This window comes from Dyella sp. KRB-257, from assembly GCF_049445995.1.
In the GTDB taxonomy this organism is placed as follows: domain Bacteria; phylum Pseudomonadota; class Gammaproteobacteria; order Xanthomonadales; family Rhodanobacteraceae; genus Dyella_A.
The window spans coordinates 54,374-74,618 of record NZ_JBMSDZ010000011.1 but is presented as its reverse complement, the minus strand read 5'-3'; the positions used below and the strand labels follow the sequence as shown (position 1 = coordinate 74,618).

18 protein-coding genes are annotated in these 20,245 nt (G+C 69.4%); 12 read left to right on the top strand and 6 right to left on the bottom strand.

Annotation, left to right across the window (positions count from 1 at the left end; genetic code table 11):
- Positions 1–277: 277 nt before the first annotated feature.
- From ACO2Q2_RS10505 to ACO2Q2_RS10450, 12 genes are all read left to right on the top strand, one after another.
- Positions 278–1,285 carry an N-acetylornithine carbamoyltransferase gene (locus tag ACO2Q2_RS10505; RefSeq protein ID WP_423255721.1) on the top strand — a complete coding sequence of 336 codons (1,008 nt, stop codon included), beginning with the start codon at positions 278–280 and terminating at the stop codon, positions 1,283–1,285.
- An 11-nt stretch (positions 1,286–1,296) separates the two neighbouring features.
- Positions 1,297–1,527 (top strand): hypothetical protein, encoded by a 231-nt coding sequence (locus ACO2Q2_RS10500; RefSeq protein WP_423255720.1) that lies wholly within the window; start codon positions 1,297–1,299, stop codon positions 1,525–1,527.
- Positions 1,524–2,021 (top strand): OsmC family protein, encoded by a 498-nt coding sequence (locus tag ACO2Q2_RS10495; RefSeq protein WP_423255718.1) that lies wholly within the window; start codon positions 1,524–1,526, stop codon positions 2,019–2,021. Before ACO2Q2_RS10500 ends, ACO2Q2_RS10495 begins: the two co-directional genes overlap by 4 nt.
- 48 nt (positions 2,022–2,069) lie before the next feature.
- On the top strand, positions 2,070–3,308 hold the full coding sequence (locus ACO2Q2_RS10490; protein WP_423255717.1) for an argininosuccinate synthase: 1,239 nt from the start codon (positions 2,070–2,072) through the stop codon (positions 3,306–3,308).
- A 147-nt stretch (positions 3,309–3,455) separates the two neighbouring features.
- Positions 3,456–4,661, top strand: a complete 1,206-nt coding sequence (locus ACO2Q2_RS10485) for an acetylornithine deacetylase (protein ID WP_423255715.1) — start codon at positions 3,456–3,458, stop codon at positions 4,659–4,661.
- Positions 4,662–4,697: 36 nt separating this feature from the next.
- Positions 4,698–6,029, top strand: a complete 1,332-nt coding sequence (locus ACO2Q2_RS10480; RefSeq protein ID WP_423255714.1) for an acetylglutamate kinase — start codon at positions 4,698–4,700, stop codon at positions 6,027–6,029.
- A gap of 16 nt (positions 6,030–6,045) precedes the next feature.
- Positions 6,046–6,999 (top strand): N-acetyl-gamma-glutamyl-phosphate reductase, encoded by a 954-nt coding sequence (argC, locus tag ACO2Q2_RS10475; RefSeq protein ID WP_423255713.1) that lies wholly within the window; start codon positions 6,046–6,048, stop codon positions 6,997–6,999.
- Between the two features lie 108 nt (positions 7,000–7,107).
- Positions 7,108–8,403, top strand: coding sequence for an argininosuccinate lyase (argH, locus tag ACO2Q2_RS10470; RefSeq protein WP_423255712.1), 1,296 nt, complete (start codon positions 7,108–7,110; stop codon positions 8,401–8,403).
- A 9-nt stretch (positions 8,404–8,412) separates the two neighbouring features.
- Entirely contained in the window at positions 8,413–8,628 is a 216-nt protein-coding gene (locus ACO2Q2_RS10465; RefSeq protein ID WP_423255710.1) for a hypothetical protein, read from the top strand.
- On the top strand, positions 8,621–9,751 hold the full coding sequence (proB, locus tag ACO2Q2_RS10460; RefSeq protein ID WP_423255709.1) for a glutamate 5-kinase: 1,131 nt from the start codon (positions 8,621–8,623) through the stop codon (positions 9,749–9,751). Before ACO2Q2_RS10465 ends, proB (ACO2Q2_RS10460) begins: the two co-directional genes overlap by 8 nt.
- A gap of 126 nt (positions 9,752–9,877) precedes the next feature.
- Positions 9,878–11,056: a glutamate 5-kinase gene (proB, locus tag ACO2Q2_RS10455; protein WP_423255707.1), complete on the top strand. Its 1,179-nt coding sequence runs from the start codon at positions 9,878–9,880 to the stop codon at positions 11,054–11,056.
- 2 nt (positions 11,057–11,058) lie between these two features.
- Positions 11,059–12,324 (top strand): glutamate-5-semialdehyde dehydrogenase, encoded by a 1,266-nt coding sequence (locus tag ACO2Q2_RS10450; protein WP_423255706.1) that lies wholly within the window; start codon positions 11,059–11,061, stop codon positions 12,322–12,324.
- A 201-nt stretch (positions 12,325–12,525) separates the two neighbouring features.
- On the opposite strand, the gene ggt is transcribed toward ACO2Q2_RS10450, so the two are convergent.
- The 6 genes from ggt to ACO2Q2_RS10420 all read right to left on the bottom strand — a co-directional run bounded on the left by ggt (position 12,526) and on the right by ACO2Q2_RS10420 (position 20,092).
- A complete protein-coding gene (ggt, locus tag ACO2Q2_RS10445) occupies positions 12,526–14,298 on the bottom strand; it encodes a gamma-glutamyltransferase (protein WP_423255705.1) in 1,773 nt (590 codons plus the stop codon).
- Between the two features lie 159 nt (positions 14,299–14,457).
- Positions 14,458–15,738, bottom strand: a complete 1,281-nt coding sequence (kynU, locus tag ACO2Q2_RS10440; RefSeq protein ID WP_423255703.1) for a kynureninase — start codon at positions 15,736–15,738, stop codon at positions 14,458–14,460.
- A 46-nt stretch (positions 15,739–15,784) separates the two neighbouring features.
- Entirely contained in the window at positions 15,785–16,306 is a 522-nt protein-coding gene (locus tag ACO2Q2_RS10435; RefSeq protein WP_423255701.1) for a hypothetical protein, read from the bottom strand.
- A gap of 90 nt (positions 16,307–16,396) precedes the next feature.
- Positions 16,397–18,511, bottom strand: a complete 2,115-nt coding sequence (locus ACO2Q2_RS10430) for an FUSC family protein (protein ID WP_423255700.1) — start codon at positions 18,509–18,511, stop codon at positions 16,397–16,399.
- A 113-nt stretch (positions 18,512–18,624) separates the two neighbouring features.
- The gene (yeiP, locus tag ACO2Q2_RS10425) at positions 18,625–19,188 is read right to left on the bottom strand and encodes an elongation factor P-like protein YeiP (protein ID WP_423255699.1); all 564 of its coding nucleotides are present in this window, start codon (positions 19,186–19,188) and stop codon (positions 18,625–18,627) included.
- A gap of 136 nt (positions 19,189–19,324) precedes the next feature.
- Positions 19,325–20,092 carry an SDR family oxidoreductase gene (locus ACO2Q2_RS10420; RefSeq protein ID WP_423255698.1) on the bottom strand — a complete coding sequence of 256 codons (768 nt, stop codon included), beginning with the start codon at positions 20,090–20,092 and terminating at the stop codon, positions 19,325–19,327.
- Between the last annotated feature and the right edge of the window lie 153 nt (positions 20,093–20,245).

The window sequence follows — 20,245 nt, the reverse complement described above, 5'->3', positions numbered from 1 at the left end:
CTTCCACTGCCCGGGTCCGTCATGTCCACAGCCGTCTATACCGCCAACGTCCTCACCAGCGCCCGCATGGCCGCCGGGATGACGTCGCGTGCGCGCCGACCGCTGGTCCGACATTCGGCCGGGTAGGCTGTCGCGCGCTGCTGTTCCATGTGCAACGACTGAAAAACCCGGCCTTCGCGCCGGGTTTTTTCGTTTTCGATTTACCTCACGCGGATCCGTCCGCGCATGGCAAGACCGGCCATCCATGGCCGGACCATTCATCAAGAGCGATTCCACCATGACCCTTCGGCATTTCATCACCACCCAGGACTGCAGCCGCGCCGAGATCGACGCGCTGCTGGAGCAGGCCGCCGCGTTCAAGCGCTCGCCGCGCGGGCAGCAGCTGGCCGGCAAGTCGGTGGCGCTGCTGTTCTTCAATCCCTCGATGCGCACCCGCACCAGCTTCGAGCTGGGCGCGTTCCACCTGGGCGCCCACGCCATCGTGCTGGCGCCGGGCAAGGACGCGTGGCCGATCGAGTTCGAGGTGGGCAGCGTGATGGACGGCGATGCCGAGGAGCACATCGCCGAGGTGGCGCGCGTGCTGAGCCGCTACGTCGACCTGATCGCGGTGCGCGCCTTCCCGAAGTTCCAGGACTGGTCGGTGGACCGCGAGGACAAGGTCATCAAGGCGTTCGCCCGGTACGCCACGGTGCCGGTGATCAACATGGAGACGATCACCCACCCCTGCCAGGAGCTGGCCCATGCGCTGGCCATGCGCGAGCACCTGGGCGACCTGACGAAGAAGAAGTACGTGCTGACCTGGACCTACCATCCCAAGCCGCTCAACACCGCGGTGGCCAACTCGGCACTGCTGATCGCCACCAGGATGGGCATGGACGTGACCCTGCTGTGCCCCACGCCCGACTACGTGCTGGACGAGCGCTACATGGCGTTTGGCCGTCTGAACGCCGCACAGAACGGCGGCTCGCTGAAGGTCAGCCACGACATCGAGGAAGCCTACTCGGGTGCGCACGTGGTCTACGCCAAGAGCTGGGGCGCGCTGCCGTACTTCGGCCGCTGGGAGCAGGAGAAACCAATCCGCGAGGCCAACAGGCACTTCATCGTCGACGAGGCGAAGATGGCGCTCACCGACCACGGCCTGTTCAGCCACTGCCTGCCGCTGCGCCGCAACGTCAAGGCCACCGACGCGGTGATGGATTCGCCTGCCTGCATTGCCATCGACGAGGCCGAGAACCGCCTGCACGTGCAGAAGGCGGTGATGGCCTCGCTGATCGGGCAGGGCTGAGTCGCGCCGCCATGTACCAGCCCAGGCATTTCGTCGAGACGCGCGAGGACGCCCTGCACGGGCTGATCGATGCGCATCCGTTCGAGATCGCGATCGAGCGCATCGAGGGCAAGTTCAAGCTCAGCCAGAACCATCCGGCAGCGAACCGCACCGGCGTGATCGCCGGCCTGACCCGCCGCGCGCAGGGCGACGACCTGGCGCTGGCCGCGCTGATGCAGGCGCAGGAGGAAGGCCGCGCATGAACCGCCCGCACCGCTATCGCGTCGACGTGGTCTGGACCGGCAACCGCGGCAGCGGCACCGACGGCTACCGCAACTACAGTCGCAACCACGTGATCCGCGTGCCCGGCAAGCCGGAGCTCGCCGGTTCGGCCGATCCCGCCTTCCGCGGCGACGCCACCCGGCACAATCCGGAGGACATGCTGGTGGCCGCGCTGTCCACCTGCCACATGCTCTCGTACCTGCACATGGCGACCGTCGCCGGCGTGGTGGTGACCGACTACCGCGATGCGGCCGAGGGCACGATGGTGACCGAGGGCGACGGCGGCCGCTTCACCGAAGTGGTGCTGCGTCCCGTCGTCACCATCACCGCCGCCAGCGATCCGGCCAAGGCCGAGGCCGCGCACGAGGCCGCGCACCACGCCTGCTTCATCGCCAATTCCGTGAATTTCCCGGTGCGTTGTGTGCCTGCCACTGTCGTGGCGCGGGATTCGGGAGACGGGATTCGAGATTCGTAAAAGCAAAAAGCCGCATACCGCACACTTTCATTTCCACAGGAACCTCCCATGTCGCCTCAGCCCACCTCCCCGAATCCCCAATCCCGAATCCCGAATCCCGGCTCCATAGTGCTCGCCTTTTCCGGCGGCCTCGACACCAGCTTCTGCGTCCCGTACCTGAAAGAGCGCGGCTGGGCCGTGCACACCGTGTTCGCCGACACCGGCGGCGTGGATGCCGAGGAGCGCGCCTACATCGAGGCGCGCGCGAAAGAGCTCGGCGTGGCCAGCCACCAGACGGTGGACGGTGGCCCGGCCATCTGGAACGGCTTCGTCAAGCCCTTCGTGTGGGCCGGCGAGGGCTACCAGGGCCAGTATCCGCTGCTGGTGTCCGACCGCTACCTGATCGTCGACGCCGCCATCGCACGGGCGAAAGAACTGGGCACCCGGGCGATCGCCCACGGCTGCACCGGCATGGGCAACGACCAGGTGCGCTTCGACCTGGCGGTGAAGGCGCTGGGCGACTACCAGATCGTGGCGCCGATCCGCGAGATCCAGAAGGAGCACACCCAGACGCGCGCCTACGAGCAGGCCTACCTGGAAGAGCGCGGCTTCGAGGTGAAGGCCAAGCAGAAGAGCTACACCATCAACGAGAACCTGCTCGGCGTGACCCTGTCCGGCGGCGAGATCGACCACTGGAAGGCGCCGGGCGAGGGCGCCCGCGGCTGGTGCAGGCCGCGCGCCGAATGGCCGTCCGAAAAGCTGACCGTGACGCTCGGCTTCGAGCAGGGCGAGGCGGTGTCGCTCAACGGCGAGAAGCTGCCCGGCGCGGCGATCCTGGCAAAACTCAATGCGCTGTTCGCACCCTACGGCGTGGGCCGCGGCATGTACACCGGCGACACCACCATCGGCCTGAAGGGCCGCATCGTGTACGAAGCGCCGGGCCTGGTCTCGCTGCTGGCCGCCCACCGCGCGCTGGAAGAGGCGGTGCTGACCAAGCAGCAGAACCGCTTCAAGCCGGAGGTGGCGCGCAAGTGGGTCGAGGTGGTCTACGAAGGCTTCTTCCATGATCCGATCAAGACCGACCTGGAAGCCTTCCTCGCCTCCAGCCAGGCCTGCGTCAACGGCGAGGTGGTGCTGGAAACCACCGGCGCGCAGGTCACCGCGGTCGAGGTGCGCTCGCCGCACATCCTCAACGCCAAGGGCGCCACCTACGCACAGTCGGCCGACTGGGGCGTGGAGGAGGCCGAAGGCTTCATCAAGCTGTTCGGCATGAGCTCGACGCTGTGGGCCGAGGTGAATCGGGAGTGATGTGGCCCTTGCGATAAAAGGCACTGGATCCCGGCTTTCGCCGGGATGACGAACCTGCAGAACCGTCATCCCGGCGAAAGCCGGGATCCAGCGTCTTCTGCTCTTGATCATTCCAAACCTTGCCTCGGTACCTCCAAAGGCCACTCCATGAACCGCCTCCTCGACGACACGCTCCGCCACCTGCACGCGCTGGTCGGTTTCGACACGCGCAATCCGCCGCGCGAAATCGGCACCGGCGGCATCTTCGACTACCTGCGCGCGCAGTTGCCGGGTTTCGAGGTGACCGTCACCGACTACGGTGCCGGTGCGGTCACCCTGCATGCGGTACGCGGTGCGCCGAAGCGGCTGTTCAACGTGCACCTGGACACGGTGCCCGACTCGCCGCACTGGAGCGCCGATCCGCACGTGCTTCGCGTTACCGCGGATCGCGCCACCGGTCTGGGCGCCTGCGACATCAAGGGCGCCGCGGCGGCCTTGATCGCGGTGGCCCAAGTCACCGACGGCCCGATGGCGATGCTGTTCTCCACCGACGAGGAGGCCAACGATGCGCGCTGCATCGCCGGTTTTCTCAAGGCCCTCCCCCCTCTCCCGCTGGGAGAGGGCCGGGGTGAGGGTCCGGTCGGAGCGGGCATCACCGGTGACACCGGACCCTCACCCCAACCCCTCTCCCGGGGGGAGAGGGGTTATCGCTACGACGCGGTGATCGTGGCTGAGCCGACCAAGGGCGAAGCTGTACTGGCCCACCGCGGCATCCATTCGGTGCTGATGCGCTTTGCCGGCCACGCCGGCCATGCCTCGGGTGAGCAGAAGCCCAGCGACAGCGCGCTGCACCAGGCGGTGCGCTGGGGTGATGCGGCGCTGGATTTCGCCGCGGCGCAGTCGCACGAGCGCTTCGGCGGCCTGACCGGGCTGCGCTTCAACATCGGCCGCATCGAGGGTGGCATCAAGGCCAACATGATCGCGCCGACCACCGAGGTGCGCTTCGGCTTCCGGCCGCTGCCGACGATGGACCCGGAGCGCATGCTGGAGACCCTGCGTACCCTGGTCGAGCCGGCGCCCGCCGAGTTCACCGAGACCTTCCGTGGCGACTCGCTGCCGGCCGGCGACACCGCCACCGCCGAGGCACGCCGGCTGGCCGCGCGCGACCTGGCCGACGAGCTGGAGATCCCGGTCGGCAACGCGGTGGACTTCTGGACCGAGGCGGCACTGTTTTCCGCCGCCGGCTATACCGCGTTCGTCTATGGCCCCGGCGACATCGCCCAGGCGCACACCGCCGACGAGTGGGTGGCGCTCGACCAGCTGCAGCATTACGCCACCACCATCCATCGCCTCGTCGCCCGCGGCAACGCGTGAGGCGCGGCGATTTCCAGCACCCCAACGACTGACGCCATGACCACCGGTTCCCACACCCGCAAGACCATCGTTCGCCTGCTCTCGGCCATGGGCAGCGCGAAGGAGATCCAGCAATACCTCAAGCGCTTCTCGCAGCTCGACGCCAGCCGCTTCGCGGTGGTGAAGGTGGGCGGCGCGGTGCTGCGCGACGAGCTGCACGACCTCACCTCCTCGCTCACCTTCCTGCAGCAGGTCGGCCTCACCCCCATCGTGCTGCACGGCGCCGGCCCGCAGCTGGACGAGGAGCTGTCCGCCGCCGGCATCGAGAAGCGGACCGTGGGCGGCCTGCGGGTGACCAGCCCGAAGGCGCTGGGCATCGTGCGCCGCGTGTTCCAGCAGCAGAACCTCAAGCTGGTGGAGGCGCTGCAGTCGATGGACACGCGCGCCACCTCGGTGCCCTCGGGCGTGTTCATGGCCAGCTTCCTGGACCGCGATACCTACGGCATGGTCGGCAAGGTCGACAGCATCAACCTGGCGCCGATCGAGGCCAGCCTGCGCGCCGGTTCCATCCCGGTGATCGCCAGCCTGGGCGAGACCGACGAGGGCCAGTTCCTCAACATCAACGCCGATTTCGCCGCCAACGAGCTGGTGCGCGTGCTGCAGCCATACAAGATCGTCTTCCTCACCGGCACTGGGGGTCTGCTCGACGACCAGGGCAAGCTGATCGACTCGATCAACCTGTCCACCGAGTTCGACCACCTGATGGCGCAACCGTGGATCAACGGCGGCATGCGGGTGAAGATCGAGCAGATCGCCGACCTCCTGGACAAGCTGCCGCTATCGTCCTCGGTGTCGATCACCCGGCCGTCCGAGCTGGCCAAGGAGCTGTTCACCCACAAGGGCTCGGGCACGCTGGTGCGCCGCGGCGAGAAGGTGCTCGACTTCGACAGCTGGCAGGGCGTGGACCAGCCGCGACTGCGCGAGCTGATCGAGTCCAGCTTCGGCCGCAGGGTGGTGCCGGATTATTTCGAGCGCACCACGCCGTATCGCGTCTACGTGAGCGAGAACTACCGCGCGGCGATGATCCTCACCCTCGAACAGGTCGATGGAAAGCAGGGCCTGCCCTACCTCGACAAGTTCGCCGTGCTCGACGAGGCGCAGGGCGAGGGCCTCGGCCGCGCCGTGTGGCAGGTGATGCGCGAACAGCATCCGCGGCTGTTCTGGCGCTCGCGCCACGGCAATCCGGTCAATCCGTTCTACTACGCCGAGTCCGACGGCTGCTTCAAGCAGGAGCGCTGGAAGGTGTTCTGGTACGGGCTGGACGGCTTCGCCACCATCGAGCGCTGCGTCGCCCACTGCGCCACCCGCCAGCCCACGCTGGTCGACTGATCCCATGAGCCATGACATGACATCAGCACGCAAAACCCTTGGCATCGTCGGCGCCCGCGGCCACACCGGCGCGGAGCTGATCCGCCTGGTCGCCGCCCATCCCGCGCTGGAACTGGCCTTCGTCTCCTCGCGCGAACTCGACGGCCAGCGCGTGGCCGACCATGTGGACGGCTACGCCGGCGAGCTGCGTTATGCCAGCCTCGACGCCGACGCGGTGGCCGCGCAGGGCGCCGACGTGGTGGTGCTGGCCTTGCCCAACGGCAAGGCGGCACCCTATGTCGAGGCGATCGACCAGGCCAGGCCCGACACGCTGATCGTCGACCTGTCCGCCGACTACCGTTTCGACAGCAACTGGTACTACGGCCTGCCCGAGCTCACGCGCGGGAAATGGCGCGGCGAGAAGAAGATCAGCAATCCGGGCTGCTACGCCACCGCGATTCAGCTCGCCCTCGCGCCGCTCAAGGACATGCTGGCCGCGCCGCCGGTGTGCTTCGGCGTGTCCGGCTACTCCGGCGCCGGCACCACGCCGTCGGACAAGAACAATCCCGACAAGCTGCGCGACAACCTGATGCCGTACTCGCTCACCGGCCACACCCACGAAAAGGAGGCCAGCCGCCACCTCGGCGTGCCGGTGGAGTTCCTGCCGCACGTGGCGCCGCATTTCCGCGGCCTCACTGTCACCAGCAACCTCTACCTCGCCCGCAGGATGAGCCGCGAGGAGGTGATGCAGCGCTTCCACCACGCCTACGACGCCGAGCCGCTGGTGCAGGTGGTGGATGACGCGCCGTGGGTGAGTGCGGTCGCCGGCAGGCACCATGTCGACATCGGCGGCTTCGCCGTCTCCGCCGACGGCAAGCGCGTGGTGGTGGTGACCACGCTGGACAACCTGCTCAAGGGTGCGGCGACCCAGGCGCTGCAGAACATCAACCGGGCAATCGGGATGGATGAGCTCACCGCCATCCCGCACTGACCGGTAGGAGCGCACCCTGTGCGCGAACGCTCTTGGCTTTGATGTCGATCAGGAGCAAGAGCATTCGCGCACAGGGTGCGCTCCTACCCAGACCATAGGTAGACCCTCATGACCCAACCCCTCTGGCAAAAATCCGGCATCCAGATCGACCAGCGCATCATGCAGTTCCTGGCCGGTGACGACGTGATCCTCGACCGCGAGTTCTTCCTGCACGACATCACCGCCAGCAAGGCGCACGTGGAAGGGCTGGCGAACATCGGCGTGGTCAGCGTCGACGAGGCCGCCGCGCTCAAGCGCGAGCTGGACGTGCTGGCCGAGGATTTCCGCTGCGGTGCGTTCGTGCTGGACGAGCGCTACGAAGACGGCCATTCCGCCATCGAGGCGCGCCTCACCGAGCGCCTGGGTGACGCCGGTCGCCGCGTGCACACCGGGCGCAGCCGCAACGACCAGATCCTCGTCGCCACACGGCTGTGGCTGAAGGACAAGCTGGTCGAGCTGGAGGCGCACTGCCGCGCGGTGGCCGAGATCTGCCTGGAACGCGCCGCACAGCCGGCGCTGCCGCTGCCCGGCTACACCCACCTGCAGCGGGCGGTGGTGTCGTCCACCGCGATGTGGTTCGCCGGTTTCGCCGAGGGCTTCATCGACAACGCGCTGCGCGTGCGGCAGACGCGCGACTGGATCGACGCCAACCCGCTCGGCACCGCCGCCGGCTACGGCGTCAACCTGCCGCTGGACCGCGAGCACACCACGCGCGCGCTGGGCTTTGCGCGCATGCAGGTGTCGCCGATCTACGCCCAGCTCTCGCGCGGCAAGTTCGAGATGGCGGTGCTGGAGGCGATCGCCAGCGCCATGCTCGACCTGCGCCGGCTGGCCTGGGACCTGTCGCTGTTCACCACCGCCGAATTCGGCTTCGTGGCGCTGCCGGCGCAGTACACCACCGGCAGTTCGATCATGCCGAACAAGCGCAATCCCGACGTGGTGGAACTGCTGCGCGCCAGCTACGCCAGCGTGGCGGCCGCGCGCTGCGAGATCGAGCAGTTGCTGTCGCTGCCGTCGGGTTACCAGCGCGACCTGCAGTTCTCCAAGGGCTCGATCTTCCACGGCGTGCGCCACGGCCTGATGGCGCTGGAGCTGCTGCCGGGCCTGCTGGCGCAGATGCAGTGGAACGAGGCGACGATGCGCGCGGCGATCGAGCCGGCGATGTACGCCACCGACGTGGCGATCGAACAGGCCGCCGCCGGCGTGCCGTTCCGCGACGCCTACCGCGCCGCCGCCGAAACCGCCGCATCCGCCGGCACGGGCCGCACGCCCGAGGCCAGCCTCGCCGCGCGCACCTCGCCCGGCGCGGGCAACGCCCTGCGGCTGGACGAGCTGCATGCGCGGCTCGCCGCACTCGGCCGGTGAAGTGACGCCATGGCCACCGTCAGCATCGCCAACGCAGCGCATGTCGTCCGGGGCCGGCCGTGCGACGGCTGGCATTTGCCGGAAGGCGACGACCCCGGCGTGATCGAGGAGCGCATGCCGCCCGGTGCCGCGCACCCGATGCGCAACGATGCCGGCGCGGAGCTGCGCTTCCTCGCGGCGTCCTCGCCGCACAGCCACGGCGATCGCGAGGCGGTCGATGGCTGAGCTCGCGTTCCAGCCGCTGCCCGCGTGGCGGCGTGCAGTGCTCAAGGTCGGCAGCAACCTGCTGGCGGCCGATGGCGGCGGCCTCACTGCGGACTACGCGCAGGCGCTGGCGGCCTTCATCGCCGACAGCCAGGCGCAGGGTCGGGAGGTGGTGCTGGTGTCATCCGGCGCGGTGGCGGCCGGGCGCGCCCTGCTGCGCGCGCGCCCGTCGGCGGTGGGCAACCTGGCCGAACGCCAGGCGCTGGCCGCGCTGGGCCAGGCGCCGATGGTCGCGTTGTGGCAGTCGCTGTCGAGCCGGGCCGTGGCGCAGGTGCTGCTCACCCACGACGACCTGCGCAACCGCCGTCGCTACCTCAACGCCCGCGCCACGCTGCGCCAGCTGCTGGCGGTCGAGGTGCTGCCGGTGATCAACGAGAACGACACGGTGGCGGTGGACGAACTCAAGCTGGGCGACAACGACAACCTCGCCGCCATCGTCGCCGCGCTGGTCGATGCCGACCTGCTGCTGATCGCCTCGGACATCGACGCGCTGTACCGCGCCGACCCGCGTCGCGACCCGGCGGCGGCGCCGATCCCGCATGTGGCCCAGATCACCCCGGAGGTGCTGGCGATGGCCGGCGGCAGCGGCAGCGCGGTCGGCACCGGCGGCATGCGCACCAAGCTGCAGGCGGCGCAGAAGGCGGCCGCGGCCGGCATCGCCACGGCGCTGTTCAACGGGCGCGACGCGGCCACGGTGCAGGCGCTGGGCGAGGGCCGGCTGCGCGGCACGTTGTTCACGCCGGGGCAGAGCCGCATGCAGGCGCGCAAGTACTGGCTGCTGCATGCGCCGTGCGAGGGCCTGCGCATCCGCGTGGACGCCGGCGCGGCGGCCGCGCTCGCCGCCGGTCGCGCCTCGCTGCTGCCCGGTGGCGTGGTCGGGGCGGCAGGCGACTTCCATCGCGGCGACCTGGTGGAGGTGGCCGATCCTTCCGGGCGCGTGGTGGCGCGCGGCCTGTGCCAGTACGGCGTGGTGGACGTGCGGCGGCTGGCCGGTCGCCACAGTCGCGACATCGAAGGCGTGCTCGGCTACAGCTATGGTCCGGCGATCATCCATCGCGACGACCTGGCGGTGCTCGCATCGTGAATCGTTTGGACGTCCATACGTCTTTCGTTCCGGCGCATCCGGCGACGGATTTCCCGCGCGGGGGTTGAAATGCCGGAAGCTGCCCAGACCATTGTACGGTTGCAGCAAGTCGAGGACGTCGGGGAAATGACCCAACTCAGGGCCTTTCGACAGCAGTCGGTGCCGCCGTGGCGCCGGGCCGTGCTGAAGGTGGGAAGCAGCCTGATCGCCGCCGACGGCGGCGGACTCAGCACCCGCTATGCGCTGGGGCTGGCGCAGTTCATCGCCGCGTGCCACGCCTCCGGGCGCGAGATCGTGCTGGTGTCCTCCGGTGCGGTGGCCGCGGGTCGCGTGGTGCTGAAGGACCACGCCGGCGAGGAAGACGCCAGCCATGCCGCGCGCCAGGCGATGGCGGCGCTGGGCCAGACGCAGACGGTGGGCCTGTGGCAGCGCCTGCTCGACATCCCGCTGGCGCAGGTGCTGCTGACCCACGACGACCTGCGCAACCGCCGCCGCTATCTCAACGCGCGCGCCACGCTGGGCGAGCTGCTGCGCCATCGCGTGATGCCGGTGGTGAACGAGAACGACACCGTGGCGGTGGACGAGCTCACCCTGGGCGACAACGACAACCTCGCCGCGATCATCGCCGCGCTGGTCGATGCCGACCTGCTGCTGATCGCCACCGACATCGACGGCCTGTACACCGCCGATCCGCGCAGCCACCCCGACGCCGAGCCGGTCAACGAAGTGGCCGAGCTCACCCCCGAGATCATGGCGATGGCCGGCGCGGCCGGCAGCGCCGTGGGTACCGGCGGCATGCGCACCAAGCTGGAGGCGGCCGAGAAGGCCGCCGCCGCGGGCATCGAGACGATCCTCTTCAACGGCCGCGACAGCGAGGTGGTGAGCCTGCTCTCGCGCGACCTGCTGCACGGCACCTTGCTGCGCACCCGGGCCACCCGCCTGCAGGCGCGCAAGTACTGGCTGCGCCACGTGCCGGCGGTACCCGGCCACATCGAAGTGGATGCCGGCGCGATGCGTGCGCTGAACGATGGCGGCGCCTCGCTGCTGCCCAAGGGCATCCTCGCCGCCGAGGGCGAGTTCCAGCGCGGCGACATGGTGGAGATCGTCGGTCCCGGCGAAAACGGCTCGCTGCAGTCCTTCGCCCGCGGCATCAGCCAGTACAGCGCCGCCGAAATCAACCGCATCGCGCGCTGCCACACGCGCGAGATCAAGCCCCGGCTTGGCTACAGCTTCGGCGAGAACGTCGTGCATCGCGACGATCTCGCGCTGGTGCGCGAGCTGGACCTGACCACAGGAGACCTTTGAGCATGAGCGATATCCGAACCCGGGCCCTGGCCTGCCGCGACGCCGCCCCGGCGATCGCCATGCTGGACGCCGAGGCCCGCCGCGCGCTGCTGCGCGACATGGCCGCCGCGGTCGATGCGCATGCCGCGGCCATCCTCGACGCCAATGCGAAGGACATGGCCGGTGCCGCCGACAAGGGCGTGCAGGGCGCCATGCTGGACCGCCTCAAGCTCGATGCCGGCCGCGTCGCCGCCATCGCCGACGCGGTGCGCGAGGTGGCCGACCTGCCCGACGTGGTGGGGCAGGTCACCCGGCGCGAGACCCGGCCGAACGGCCTGGCGATCGAACGCGTGCGCATCCCGCTGGGCGTGGTGGCGATGATCTACGAGGCGCGCCCCAACGTCACCGCCGACGCCGCCGCGCTGTGCATGAAGGCCGGCAATGCGGTGATCCTGCGCGGCGGCTCCGAGGCGCTGCACTCCAACCTCGCGATCGCCGCCGCGCTGCACGAGGCGATGGACAGGCACGGCGTGCCGCGCGAGGTGCTCACCATCATGGACGACCTGCGCCGCGAGGCGATGGTCGAGCTGCTGCAGCTGAGCGACATCGTGGATCTGGCGATCCCGCGCGGCGGCGAGGGGCTGATCCGCTTCGTCACCGAGCACGCGCGCGTGCCGGTGATCAAGCACTACAAGGGGGTGTGCCACCTGTACGTGGACCGCGAGGCCGATCCCGACCTGGCGCTGGACCTGCTGCTCGACGGCAAGACCACCCGCACCGGCGTGTGCAATGCGCTGGAGACGCTGCTGGTACACCAGGACATCGCGCCGGATTTCCTGCCGCGCGCCGTCGAGGCGCTGCGCGCCAGGGGCGTGGAGCTGCGCGGCGACGAGGCCAGCCGCGCGCTGGCCGGCGAGATGACGCCCGCCACCGAGGATGACTACGCCGCCGAGTTCCTCGACCTGATCCTCGCCGTGCGCGTGGTCGACAGCCTCGATGACGCGATCGCCCACATCCGCCGCTACGGCTCGGACCACACCGAGGTGATCGCTACGCGCAATGAAGCGACAGCGGCCCAATTCGTCCATGCGCTGCGCTCGGCGGTGGTGATGGTCAACGCCTCCTCGCGCTTCTCCGACGGCGGCGAGCTGGGGCTGGGCGCGGAAATCGGCATCTCCACCACCCGCCTGCACGCCTACGGGCCGATGGGCGCCGAGTCGCTCACCATCGAGCGCTTCGTGGTGCGCGGGGAAGGGCAGGTGCGGCATGCGGAGAGCCGCAGCCGCTGAGCCCGTCGTGTTTTTGTAGGAGCGCACAGAGTGCGTTCGTATGGGATGTGTCGCCGTGTAGGAGCGCACCCTGTGCGCGAACGCTCTTGCTCCTGATCGACATCAAAGCCAGACATCAAAGCCAGACATCAAAGCCAGACATCAAAGCCAAGAGCATTCGCGCACAGGGTGCGCTCCTACAACAAAACAAGAAGGCTCTGGTCAGTAGCCGGCGGCCAGTCCCGCCGGCCGGCGCCGGTCGTTGGCGCCTTCCAGCAGGCCGGTCTTCGGGCTGCGCAGGATCGCCTCGTCGGCGCCCCAGGACTGCACCTGCTTGAACTTGTAGCCCATGCCCTCCAGCTCCTTCTTCACCGCGTCGGTGAGCAGGCCGGGTTCCACGATCACGGCGTCGGGATACCACTGGTGGTGCATGCGCGGGGCATTCACCGCCTGCTGCATGTTCATGCCGTAGTCGATCACGTTGGTGATGCTCTGCATCACCGTGGTGATGATGGTCGAGCCGCCGGGGCTGCCGGTGACCATGAACAGCCTGCCGTCCTTCAGCACGATGCTCGGCGCCATCGAGCTCAGCGGGCGCTTGCCGCCCTCCACCTGGTTCGCCTTGCCCTGTACCAGGCCGAAGGTGTTCGGCACGCCGGGCTTGGAGGTGAAGTCGTCCATCTCGTTGTTGAGGAAGAAGCCGGTGTCGCCGGCGATCTGACCCACGCCGAACAGGTAGTTGATGGTGTAGGTCACCGCCACCGCATTGCCGTCCTTGTCCACCACCGAGTAGCTGGTGGTGTTGGTGCCTTCGGTGGCGCCGAGGCTGCCCTTGATCTGCGTCGACGGCGTGGCCTTGGCCGGCTCGATGGTCGAGCGCAGCTGGTCGATGTGCTTGTCCGAGAGCAGCACGTCGATCGGGTTCTTCACGAATGCCGGGTCACCGAGGTAGTTGTTGCGATCGGCGAACGCGCGGCGCTCGGCCTCGATGGTGAAGTGCATGGCTCGTGCCGAGCCGTAGCCCCAGTTCTTCAGCGGGTAGGGTTCGAGCAGCTTGAGGATCTGGCACACGGTGATGCCGCCGGAGCTGGGCGGCGGGTCGGATACCACGGTGTAGCCGCGGTAGCCGCAGCGGATCGGCGTGTCCCATTGCACGGTGTAGTCGGCGAAGTCCTTCATCGAGAGCAGGCCGCCGTTGGCCTCGCTGGCGGCGACGACCCTGCGCGCGATGTCGCCGTGGTAGAACGCCTTGGCGCCACCCTTGCTGATTTCCTCCAGCGTCCTGGCCAGCTGCGGCTGCACCAGCCGGTCGCCGGGCCGGTAAGGCTTGCCATCCTTGAGGAAGATCGCCGCCACATTGGGGTACTTGGCGAAATCCCTGGTGCGCTGGTCGAGGATGTTCACGTCGCCCTGCTGCAGCACGTAGCCCTCTTTCGCCAGCCTGATCGCCGGGGCGATCACCTGCTGGCGCGAGAGGCGGCCGTACTTCTTCAGCGCCTCGTCCATGCCCATCACGGTGCCGGGCACGCCCACGCCCAGGTAGGTGCCGGTGCTCCTGCCCGGTACCACGTTGCCGTGCTCGTCCTGGAAGATCGCGGGGCCGGCCTTGAGCGGCGCCTTCTCGCGGAAATCGAGGAACACATCCTTGCCGCTGGCGAGGTGGATCAGCATGAAGCCGCCGCCGCCGATGTTGCCGCAGCACGGGTGCACCACGGCTAGTGCATAGCCCACGGCCACGGCCGCATCCACGGCGTTGCCGCCACGCTTGAGGACGTCCAGGCCCACCCGGGTGGCGAGGTGCTGGGCCGAGACCACCATGGCGTGCTTGGCGATGACGGGCACGGCATGGGACAGGTCCGCGAGCGTGGTCGGCGTGGCTGTGGCGTCCAGCGCCTGCCTGGGGATGCTGTCCTGTACGCTGGCGGACTGGCCCCAGGCCGCCAGCGGCGCGGTGAGCAGCAGGGCCGCCAGGCCGGGGAGAAGGGTATGTCGCATCGATGACTCCAAAAGAGGATGGGGAGGGGTTGGCCGGTTCCGATGGTATCCGGCGTCGCCATGGCATGCCTGCCTGCGCGTCCATGCACGTTCTTGCGTGGTTCCGTGCCCCGTGGGCGATGGACGGCTGAACCGCCAAATGCCCGCAGCCGGAATGGATCAGTGCCCCGCGCTCCACGCGCGCGCCGCTTCGGCGAAGGCGAGGCAGTCGGCGAAGCGGTTGTACAGCGGCGCCGGCGAGATGCGGATCACGTCCGGCTCGCGCCAGTCGCCGATGATCCCGCGCTCGACCAGGTAGTCGAACAGCGCGCGGCCGCGTTCGCGCCCGCCCAGCACGCGGATCGACAGTTGCGCGCCGCGCTGCGCGGGATCGGCCGGCGTGATGATCTGCAGCAGGTCGGCCAGCTGCGTGTTCACCAGCCACTCCAGGTAGCCGGTGAGCCGCAGCGACTTGGTGCGCAGCCGCTCCATGCCGGCGCGGCGGAAGATCTCCAGCGAGATGCGCAGCGGCACCATCGCCAGGATCGGCGGATTGGACAGCTGCCAGCCTTCCGCGCCCGGCGTGGGATCGAAGCTCGGTGCCATCCGGAAGCGGTTGTCGCGGCGGTTGCCCCACCAGCCGTGGAAGCGCGGCAGCTCGGCCTGCGCGTGCCGCTCGTGCACGAACGCGCCGCCGACCGCGCCGGGGCCGGCGTTGACGTACTTGTAGTGGCACCACACGGCGAAGTCTGCGCCAGTGTCGTGCAGCGCCAGCGGCAGGTTGCCCACGGCGTGGGCCAGGTCGAAGCCGACCGTGCAGCCGCGCGCATGCGCCAGCGCGGTGATCGCCTTGAGGTCGAACGCCTGGCCGGTGCGGTACTGGATGCCCGGCAGCAGCACCAGCGCCACGCGCTGGCCGTGCTCGGCCAGCGCGCGCTCGATCGTCTCCATCGTCAGCGTGCCGTGCGGGCCGTCACCCTCCAGCTCGATCAGTGCGTCGGCCGGATCGAAACCATGAAAGCGGATCTGCGACTCCACCGCGTAGCGGTCGGTGGGAAACGCGCCGGCCTCGATCAGGATCGCCGGGCGCTGGGCGCTGGGGCGGTAGAAGCTCACCATCATCAGGTGCAGGTTCACGCCCAGCGTGTTCATCGCGACCACTTCGATGGGCCTGGCGCCGACCAGCGCGGCGAGATCGTCGCGCAGGTAGTCCTCGTAGTTGAGCCAGGGCGCGCGGCCCTTGAAGTGGCCTTCCACCGCCAGCTCGCCCCAGTAGTCCAGCTCGGCGCTCAGTGCAGGGCGCACCGCGCGCGGCTGCAGGCCCAGCGAGTTGCCGCAGAAATAGTGGCCGTCACGGCCCTCGTGCGGCGGGATCAGGAACTCGTCGCGGAAGCCGGCCAACGGGTCGGCGGCATCCTGTGCCTGCGCCCAGGCGGAGGTGGCCTCAAAGGTTCGGGACATGACGCGGTTCCGGCAAAAACGGCCCCGAAGGGTACCGCGTCAACGCCTATTTCCCCAGCCGCCCGGCTACCGCCTGGCAGCCCTGGTCGAACGCCGCCTGCCACGCCGCGCCCGCCTGGGTCGAGGCCGGGCGCAGGCAGCGCAGCTGGATCGCACGACCGTCGCGGAACCAGTAGTGCTCGACGTAGGCGATGGTCTCGCCGCTTTCCTTGGCGGTGTAGAGGTAATCGTTCGGGCCGTTGGAATTGCTGACGCCGCGGATCGGCTGGTAGCCGGGCAGGGCCTGCGCCTTGGCGTTGGCCTCGCTGACGTAGCGCCGGTAGCCGCCGATGTCGCCCACCTGCTTCACCGTCACCGTGACGCGTGCCAGCGTGTTGCTCGCGGTGGGCGACGGGTCGGGCACCTGAAACACCCGCACCTCGGGATCGCCCTGCGTCTCCATGATGCCCAGCCAGTTGTCCGGCGTGGTGAAGGTGACGGCACCGCCGGCCATGCTCACATCGGCGGCGAAGGCCGGGCCGGTTATCAGCAGGGCGGCGGCGAGGGCGGCGATACGGATGCGGATCATGGGTGGCGTCCCAACGAGGTGATTGACCGCGGAAGCATAACGTCTCATTTCCCGCCCGCGACCGACTGCCATCACAGCCTGCGCCACCATTCAGCTCTGCGGCAGGCGCCGCGGATCGGCGGCCGGGCCGGGCAGCGGCTGGCGGCTGCGCTCGACCACGTGGGCGAGCGTGTGGATGTTGTCGACCAGGCGGTCGCTGAGGTGCTCGACCAGCTCGGCGGTGGGTGCGTCGTCGCTCAGCTTGAGCAGGGCGGTGAGGCTGCGCTGCAGGTCGCGCAGCGCGGGCAATGGCGGCAGCGGCTGCTGTTCGCGCAGGGCCTGTGCCACCTGGTGCAGGGCGTCGGCGGCGTGCTGCACGAAGCCACCGATCTCGGCCGGTTCCGGCAGGCGCTCGCGGTCGTCGATCAGCGCTTCCAGCGCCATCGCCGTGCGCGCCAGCCGGTTGCCGTTGGCGAACAGCGCCTGGGCCAGCTCCAGCAGCGCCAGCGGCGTGCCGGGTTCGCCGCGCATGCGCTCCAGCGAGGCCTGCGCATTGGTGCGCGCCATGCGCGCCGCGGTGCGCGTCTCGCGGTGGGCATCGCGCTGCCCGGGTGCCGCCAGCGCCGCCAGGTAGCGGGCGTAGGCGTCGAGCATGTCGGCCAGCGCGGCGCGGGCGCGCACACGCTCCCAGGTTGGCCACAGCACGTAGGCGACCAGCGCCATCGCGCTGCCCAGCGCGGTGTTGATCACGCGGTCGATCACCGCGCCGCCCGGGTCGACGCCCTCGAACGAGAGCAGGATCACCACCGTGCCGGTGAGCGCGGCCACCGCCACGCCGTAGTGCGCCGTGGCGAGATAGCGAAAGCCCATGCACAGCACAGCCATCAGGATGAGGTGCGCCCACGGCTCGTTCGGCGTCACGTGCAGCAGCGCGGTGGTGAGCAGCAGGCCGAGCACGGTACCGACCACCCGCAGCAGACCGAAGTTGAAGGTGGCGGCGAAATCCGGGCGCAGCACGATGGCGGCGGTCATCGGCACCCAGTAGCCGTGCGGCAGTCGGAGCCAGCGGGCGAGCGCCAGCGCCACGCACAGGCACGCCGCACTGCGCACGGCATGACGGAACGCCACCGAGCGCGGGGTGAGGTTGGCGCGCAGCGTGGCCAGCACCGAATGGCTGCGCAGCGCCGCCGGCAGCGGGGTTTCCGCGGCCACCGCGCGCCATTCGCCGCGGCTGCCGGCCCACTGCGCGTTGCGCACGGCGGCGGCGAGCTGGCCGGTCAGCGCGTGGATATGCACGGCCAGGCCGCCGCCGGCCTGCGGCTGGTCGAGCAGGGTGCGTTCGCTGGCCTGCAGTGTGCGCAGCGCGCGTTCGGCGCCGGCGGGAGCTTCGCCCTCATCCAGCGCCTCGGCGATGGCATCCATCACCCGCGCCGCGTCGTGGCGGAAGATCGCATGCAGGGCCGGGCTGGCGCGCAGATCGGCCAGTGCGGTGAGTTCCAGCCGGATCCGTTCGGCCAGTTCCAGCAGCACGCCGAACGCCTCCATCGCGCGGCCACGCGCGTGGTGGCGGCCGAGCAGGGTGTGCTGCAGCGTGGTCATCGCCTCGGTGAGCGCGGGCACGTCGGCCTCGTCGTGCGCCTGCTGGCGGGCCAGCCGGGCAAGGCCGCGGAACACTTCGGCCAGCGCCAGGCGCTCGGGCCGGTAGCGCTGCAGCGGCCAGGCGGCCACCGAGAACATCGCCAGTAGCAGACCGCCGGCGAAGATCAGTGCGGCGCCACCGAACGCACTCGCCACGCTCGGCATCGGCGTGGCGGCGGTCACCACCAGCAGGATCATGCTGGTCATGCCCACGCGCGCGATGTCCGCGCCGAACAGCACCAGCATGCCGCCGAGGAAGCCCGCCACCGCCGTGGCGACCAGCATCGGGCCGAACTGATCGCCGATCAGCATGCCCACCAGTGAGGCCAGCGCCGCCGCGAGCGCCGCCAGCAGCAACCGCCAGATGCGCTGGCGATACGGCCCCGGCTGGTCGGAGAACATCGTGTTGAGCGCGCCCACGCCCACGCCCAGGCCGATCGCCGTGTGCCCGGTGGCCATGCCCACCGCCAGCGGCAGGATCACCGCGGCGGTATTGCGCAGCACCACGCTCGGGGGCACGTCCGGACGCCGCGTGCGGGTCAGGCTTTCCACCACGTTGCTGCGGAGCGAGTAGCTGCGGGCGGTCATGCCGCGTCGGTTCCATCGGGGGGATGCAGGGTGATTCTGCACCAGCCCCGGTCAAACCGGTGCAGACGGGCGGTGCGCGCCTGCGCCACGGTCGTCCCTGCGTCAGCCGGCGCTCAGGCGCGGCCGGCGAATTCGCCGGTAGTGGTGTTCACCCACACCTTCTCGTCGTTGCCGATGTACTCGGGCACCTGGATCTCGATGCCGGTGTCGAGCCGGGCCGGCTTGGCGCGCTTGGTGGCGCTGGAGCCCTTCATTTCCGGCGCGGTGTCGACCACCGTCAGCACCACGCTGGTGGGTACCTGCAGGCCGACCGGCACGTCGTCGATCAGCTGCACGTAGTAGCCCTCGAGCTCTTCCACGATGTAGCCGGCGTTGTCGCCGACCAGTTCGGGGCTGAGCAGGTACTGGGTGTAATCCTCGGCATCCATGAAGACGAACGCGTCGCCGTCCATGTAGGAGAAGTTGGCGGCGCGGCGCACCAGGTCCATCTCCTTCAGGTCGTCGTCGGCGCGCAGGCTGAGATCGTATTTGCGGCCACCGGGGATCGAATACATGGTGAAACGGAACGTGACGTTGCCGCCGCGCGCGGTGGGCGCGCTGCGCTCGATGTCGCGCACCTGATAGACGGTGCCGTCGTGTTCGACCACGTTGCCTTTCTTGACGTCGGAAGCTTTCATGGGGAGCCAGATGATGGGTTGGAGTCGGAGCTTTTCTGATCGTCATTCCCGCGAAAGCGGGAATCCACTTTGGACGGTCCATGAAGAACAATGGATTCCTGCTTTCGCGGGAATGACGGAGCGTTGAAGTGTCGGCTTATTTCGGTTGCAAACGCACGCCGCCATCGAGGCGGATCGTCTCGCCGTTGATGTAGCGGTTGGTGAGGATGAAGGCGGCGGTGGCGGCGAACTCTTCCGGCTTGCCCAGCCGCGAGGGGAACGGGATCGAGGCCCCCAGCGATTCCTGCACCGCCGGCGGCATGGAGTCCACCATCGGCGTCCAGAAGATGCCCGGCGCGATCGTCGCCACGCGAATGCCGAAGCGCGCCAGCTCGCGCGCCATCGGCAAGGTCATGCCGACCACGCCGCCCTTGGAGGCCGAGTACGCAGCCTGGCCGATCTGGCCCTCGTACGCCGCGACGGACGCAGTGTGGATGATCACGCCGCGCTCGCCGTCCTCGCCCGCCTCGTTGCCCTGCATCAGCGCCGCGCCGGCCTTGGCCACGTTGAAGCTGCCCACCAGGTTCACCATCACGGTGGTGGCGAAGTTGCCCAGCGGCATCGGGCCTTCCCTGCCGAGCATGCGACCGGCGCCGAGGATGCCGGCGCAGTTGATCACCGCGTTCAGCCCGCCCATCGCCTCGCGCGCGGCGGCCACGTTGGTGCTCACGCCGTCTTCGGAGGTGACGTCGGTGCGATGGAAGCGGGCCGCCTTGCCGAGGCTGGCGGCGGCGGCCTGGCCCTTCTCCTCGTTGACGTCGAACAGCGCCACGGTCGCGCCGTGCGCGACGAGGTGCTGGGCGACCGCGTGGCCGAGTCCGGAGGCGCCGCCGGTGATGACGGCCTTGACCTGAGCGAGCTGCATGGAGGTATCCCTGGAGCGTGGAAAACCGCCATGGTAATGGAGGCATTGCCGGCACAGCCATGCGGCGAGTCTGAACGCCTCGCCACGCGACGTTCACGTTTTCACGCCAAATTCCACACATCAGGACCACGGTGCCGGTCTCCTGCCAGTCGC

Excerpts from the sequence above, each read along its gene's own strand:
- ACO2Q2_RS10485 (WP_423255715.1), top strand. The coding sequence starts at position 3,456 with ATGAACCGCCTCCTCGACGACACGCTCCGCCACCTGCACGCGCTGGTC.
- ggt (WP_423255705.1), bottom strand. The coding sequence starts at position 14,298 with ATGCGACATACCCTTCTCCCCGGCCTGGCGGCCCTGCTGCTCACCGCG.
- ACO2Q2_RS10505 (WP_423255721.1), top strand. The coding sequence starts at position 278 with ATGACCCTTCGGCATTTCATCACCACCCAGGACTGCAGCCGCGCCGAG.
- ACO2Q2_RS10430 (WP_423255700.1), bottom strand. The coding sequence starts at position 18,511 with ATGACCGCCCGCAGCTACTCGCTCCGCAGCAACGTGGTGGAAAGCCTG.
- ACO2Q2_RS10450 (WP_423255706.1), top strand. The coding sequence starts at position 11,059 with ATGAGCGATATCCGAACCCGGGCCCTGGCCTGCCGCGACGCCGCCCCG.
- ACO2Q2_RS10465 (WP_423255710.1), top strand. The coding sequence starts at position 8,413 with ATGGCCACCGTCAGCATCGCCAACGCAGCGCATGTCGTCCGGGGCCGG.
- ACO2Q2_RS10490 (WP_423255717.1), top strand. The coding sequence starts at position 2,070 with ATGTCGCCTCAGCCCACCTCCCCGAATCCCCAATCCCGAATCCCGAAT.
- ACO2Q2_RS10420 (WP_423255698.1), bottom strand. The coding sequence starts at position 20,092 with ATGCAGCTCGCTCAGGTCAAGGCCGTCATCACCGGCGGCGCCTCCGGA.
- argC (WP_423255713.1), top strand. The coding sequence starts at position 6,046 with ATGACATCAGCACGCAAAACCCTTGGCATCGTCGGCGCCCGCGGCCAC.
- ACO2Q2_RS10480 (WP_423255714.1), top strand. The coding sequence starts at position 4,698 with ATGACCACCGGTTCCCACACCCGCAAGACCATCGTTCGCCTGCTCTCG.
- ACO2Q2_RS10500 (WP_423255720.1), top strand. The coding sequence starts at position 1,297 with ATGTACCAGCCCAGGCATTTCGTCGAGACGCGCGAGGACGCCCTGCAC.
- argH (WP_423255712.1), top strand. The coding sequence starts at position 7,108 with ATGACCCAACCCCTCTGGCAAAAATCCGGCATCCAGATCGACCAGCGC.
- ACO2Q2_RS10435 (WP_423255701.1), bottom strand. The coding sequence starts at position 16,306 with ATGATCCGCATCCGTATCGCCGCCCTCGCCGCCGCCCTGCTGATAACC.
- yeiP (WP_423255699.1), bottom strand. The coding sequence starts at position 19,188 with ATGAAAGCTTCCGACGTCAAGAAAGGCAACGTGGTCGAACACGACGGC.
- proB (WP_423255709.1), top strand. The coding sequence starts at position 8,621 with ATGGCTGAGCTCGCGTTCCAGCCGCTGCCCGCGTGGCGGCGTGCAGTG.
- ACO2Q2_RS10495 (WP_423255718.1), top strand. The coding sequence starts at position 1,524 with ATGAACCGCCCGCACCGCTATCGCGTCGACGTGGTCTGGACCGGCAAC.
- proB (WP_423255707.1), top strand. The coding sequence starts at position 9,878 with ATGACCCAACTCAGGGCCTTTCGACAGCAGTCGGTGCCGCCGTGGCGC.
- kynU (WP_423255703.1), bottom strand. The coding sequence starts at position 15,738 with ATGTCCCGAACCTTTGAGGCCACCTCCGCCTGGGCGCAGGCACAGGAT.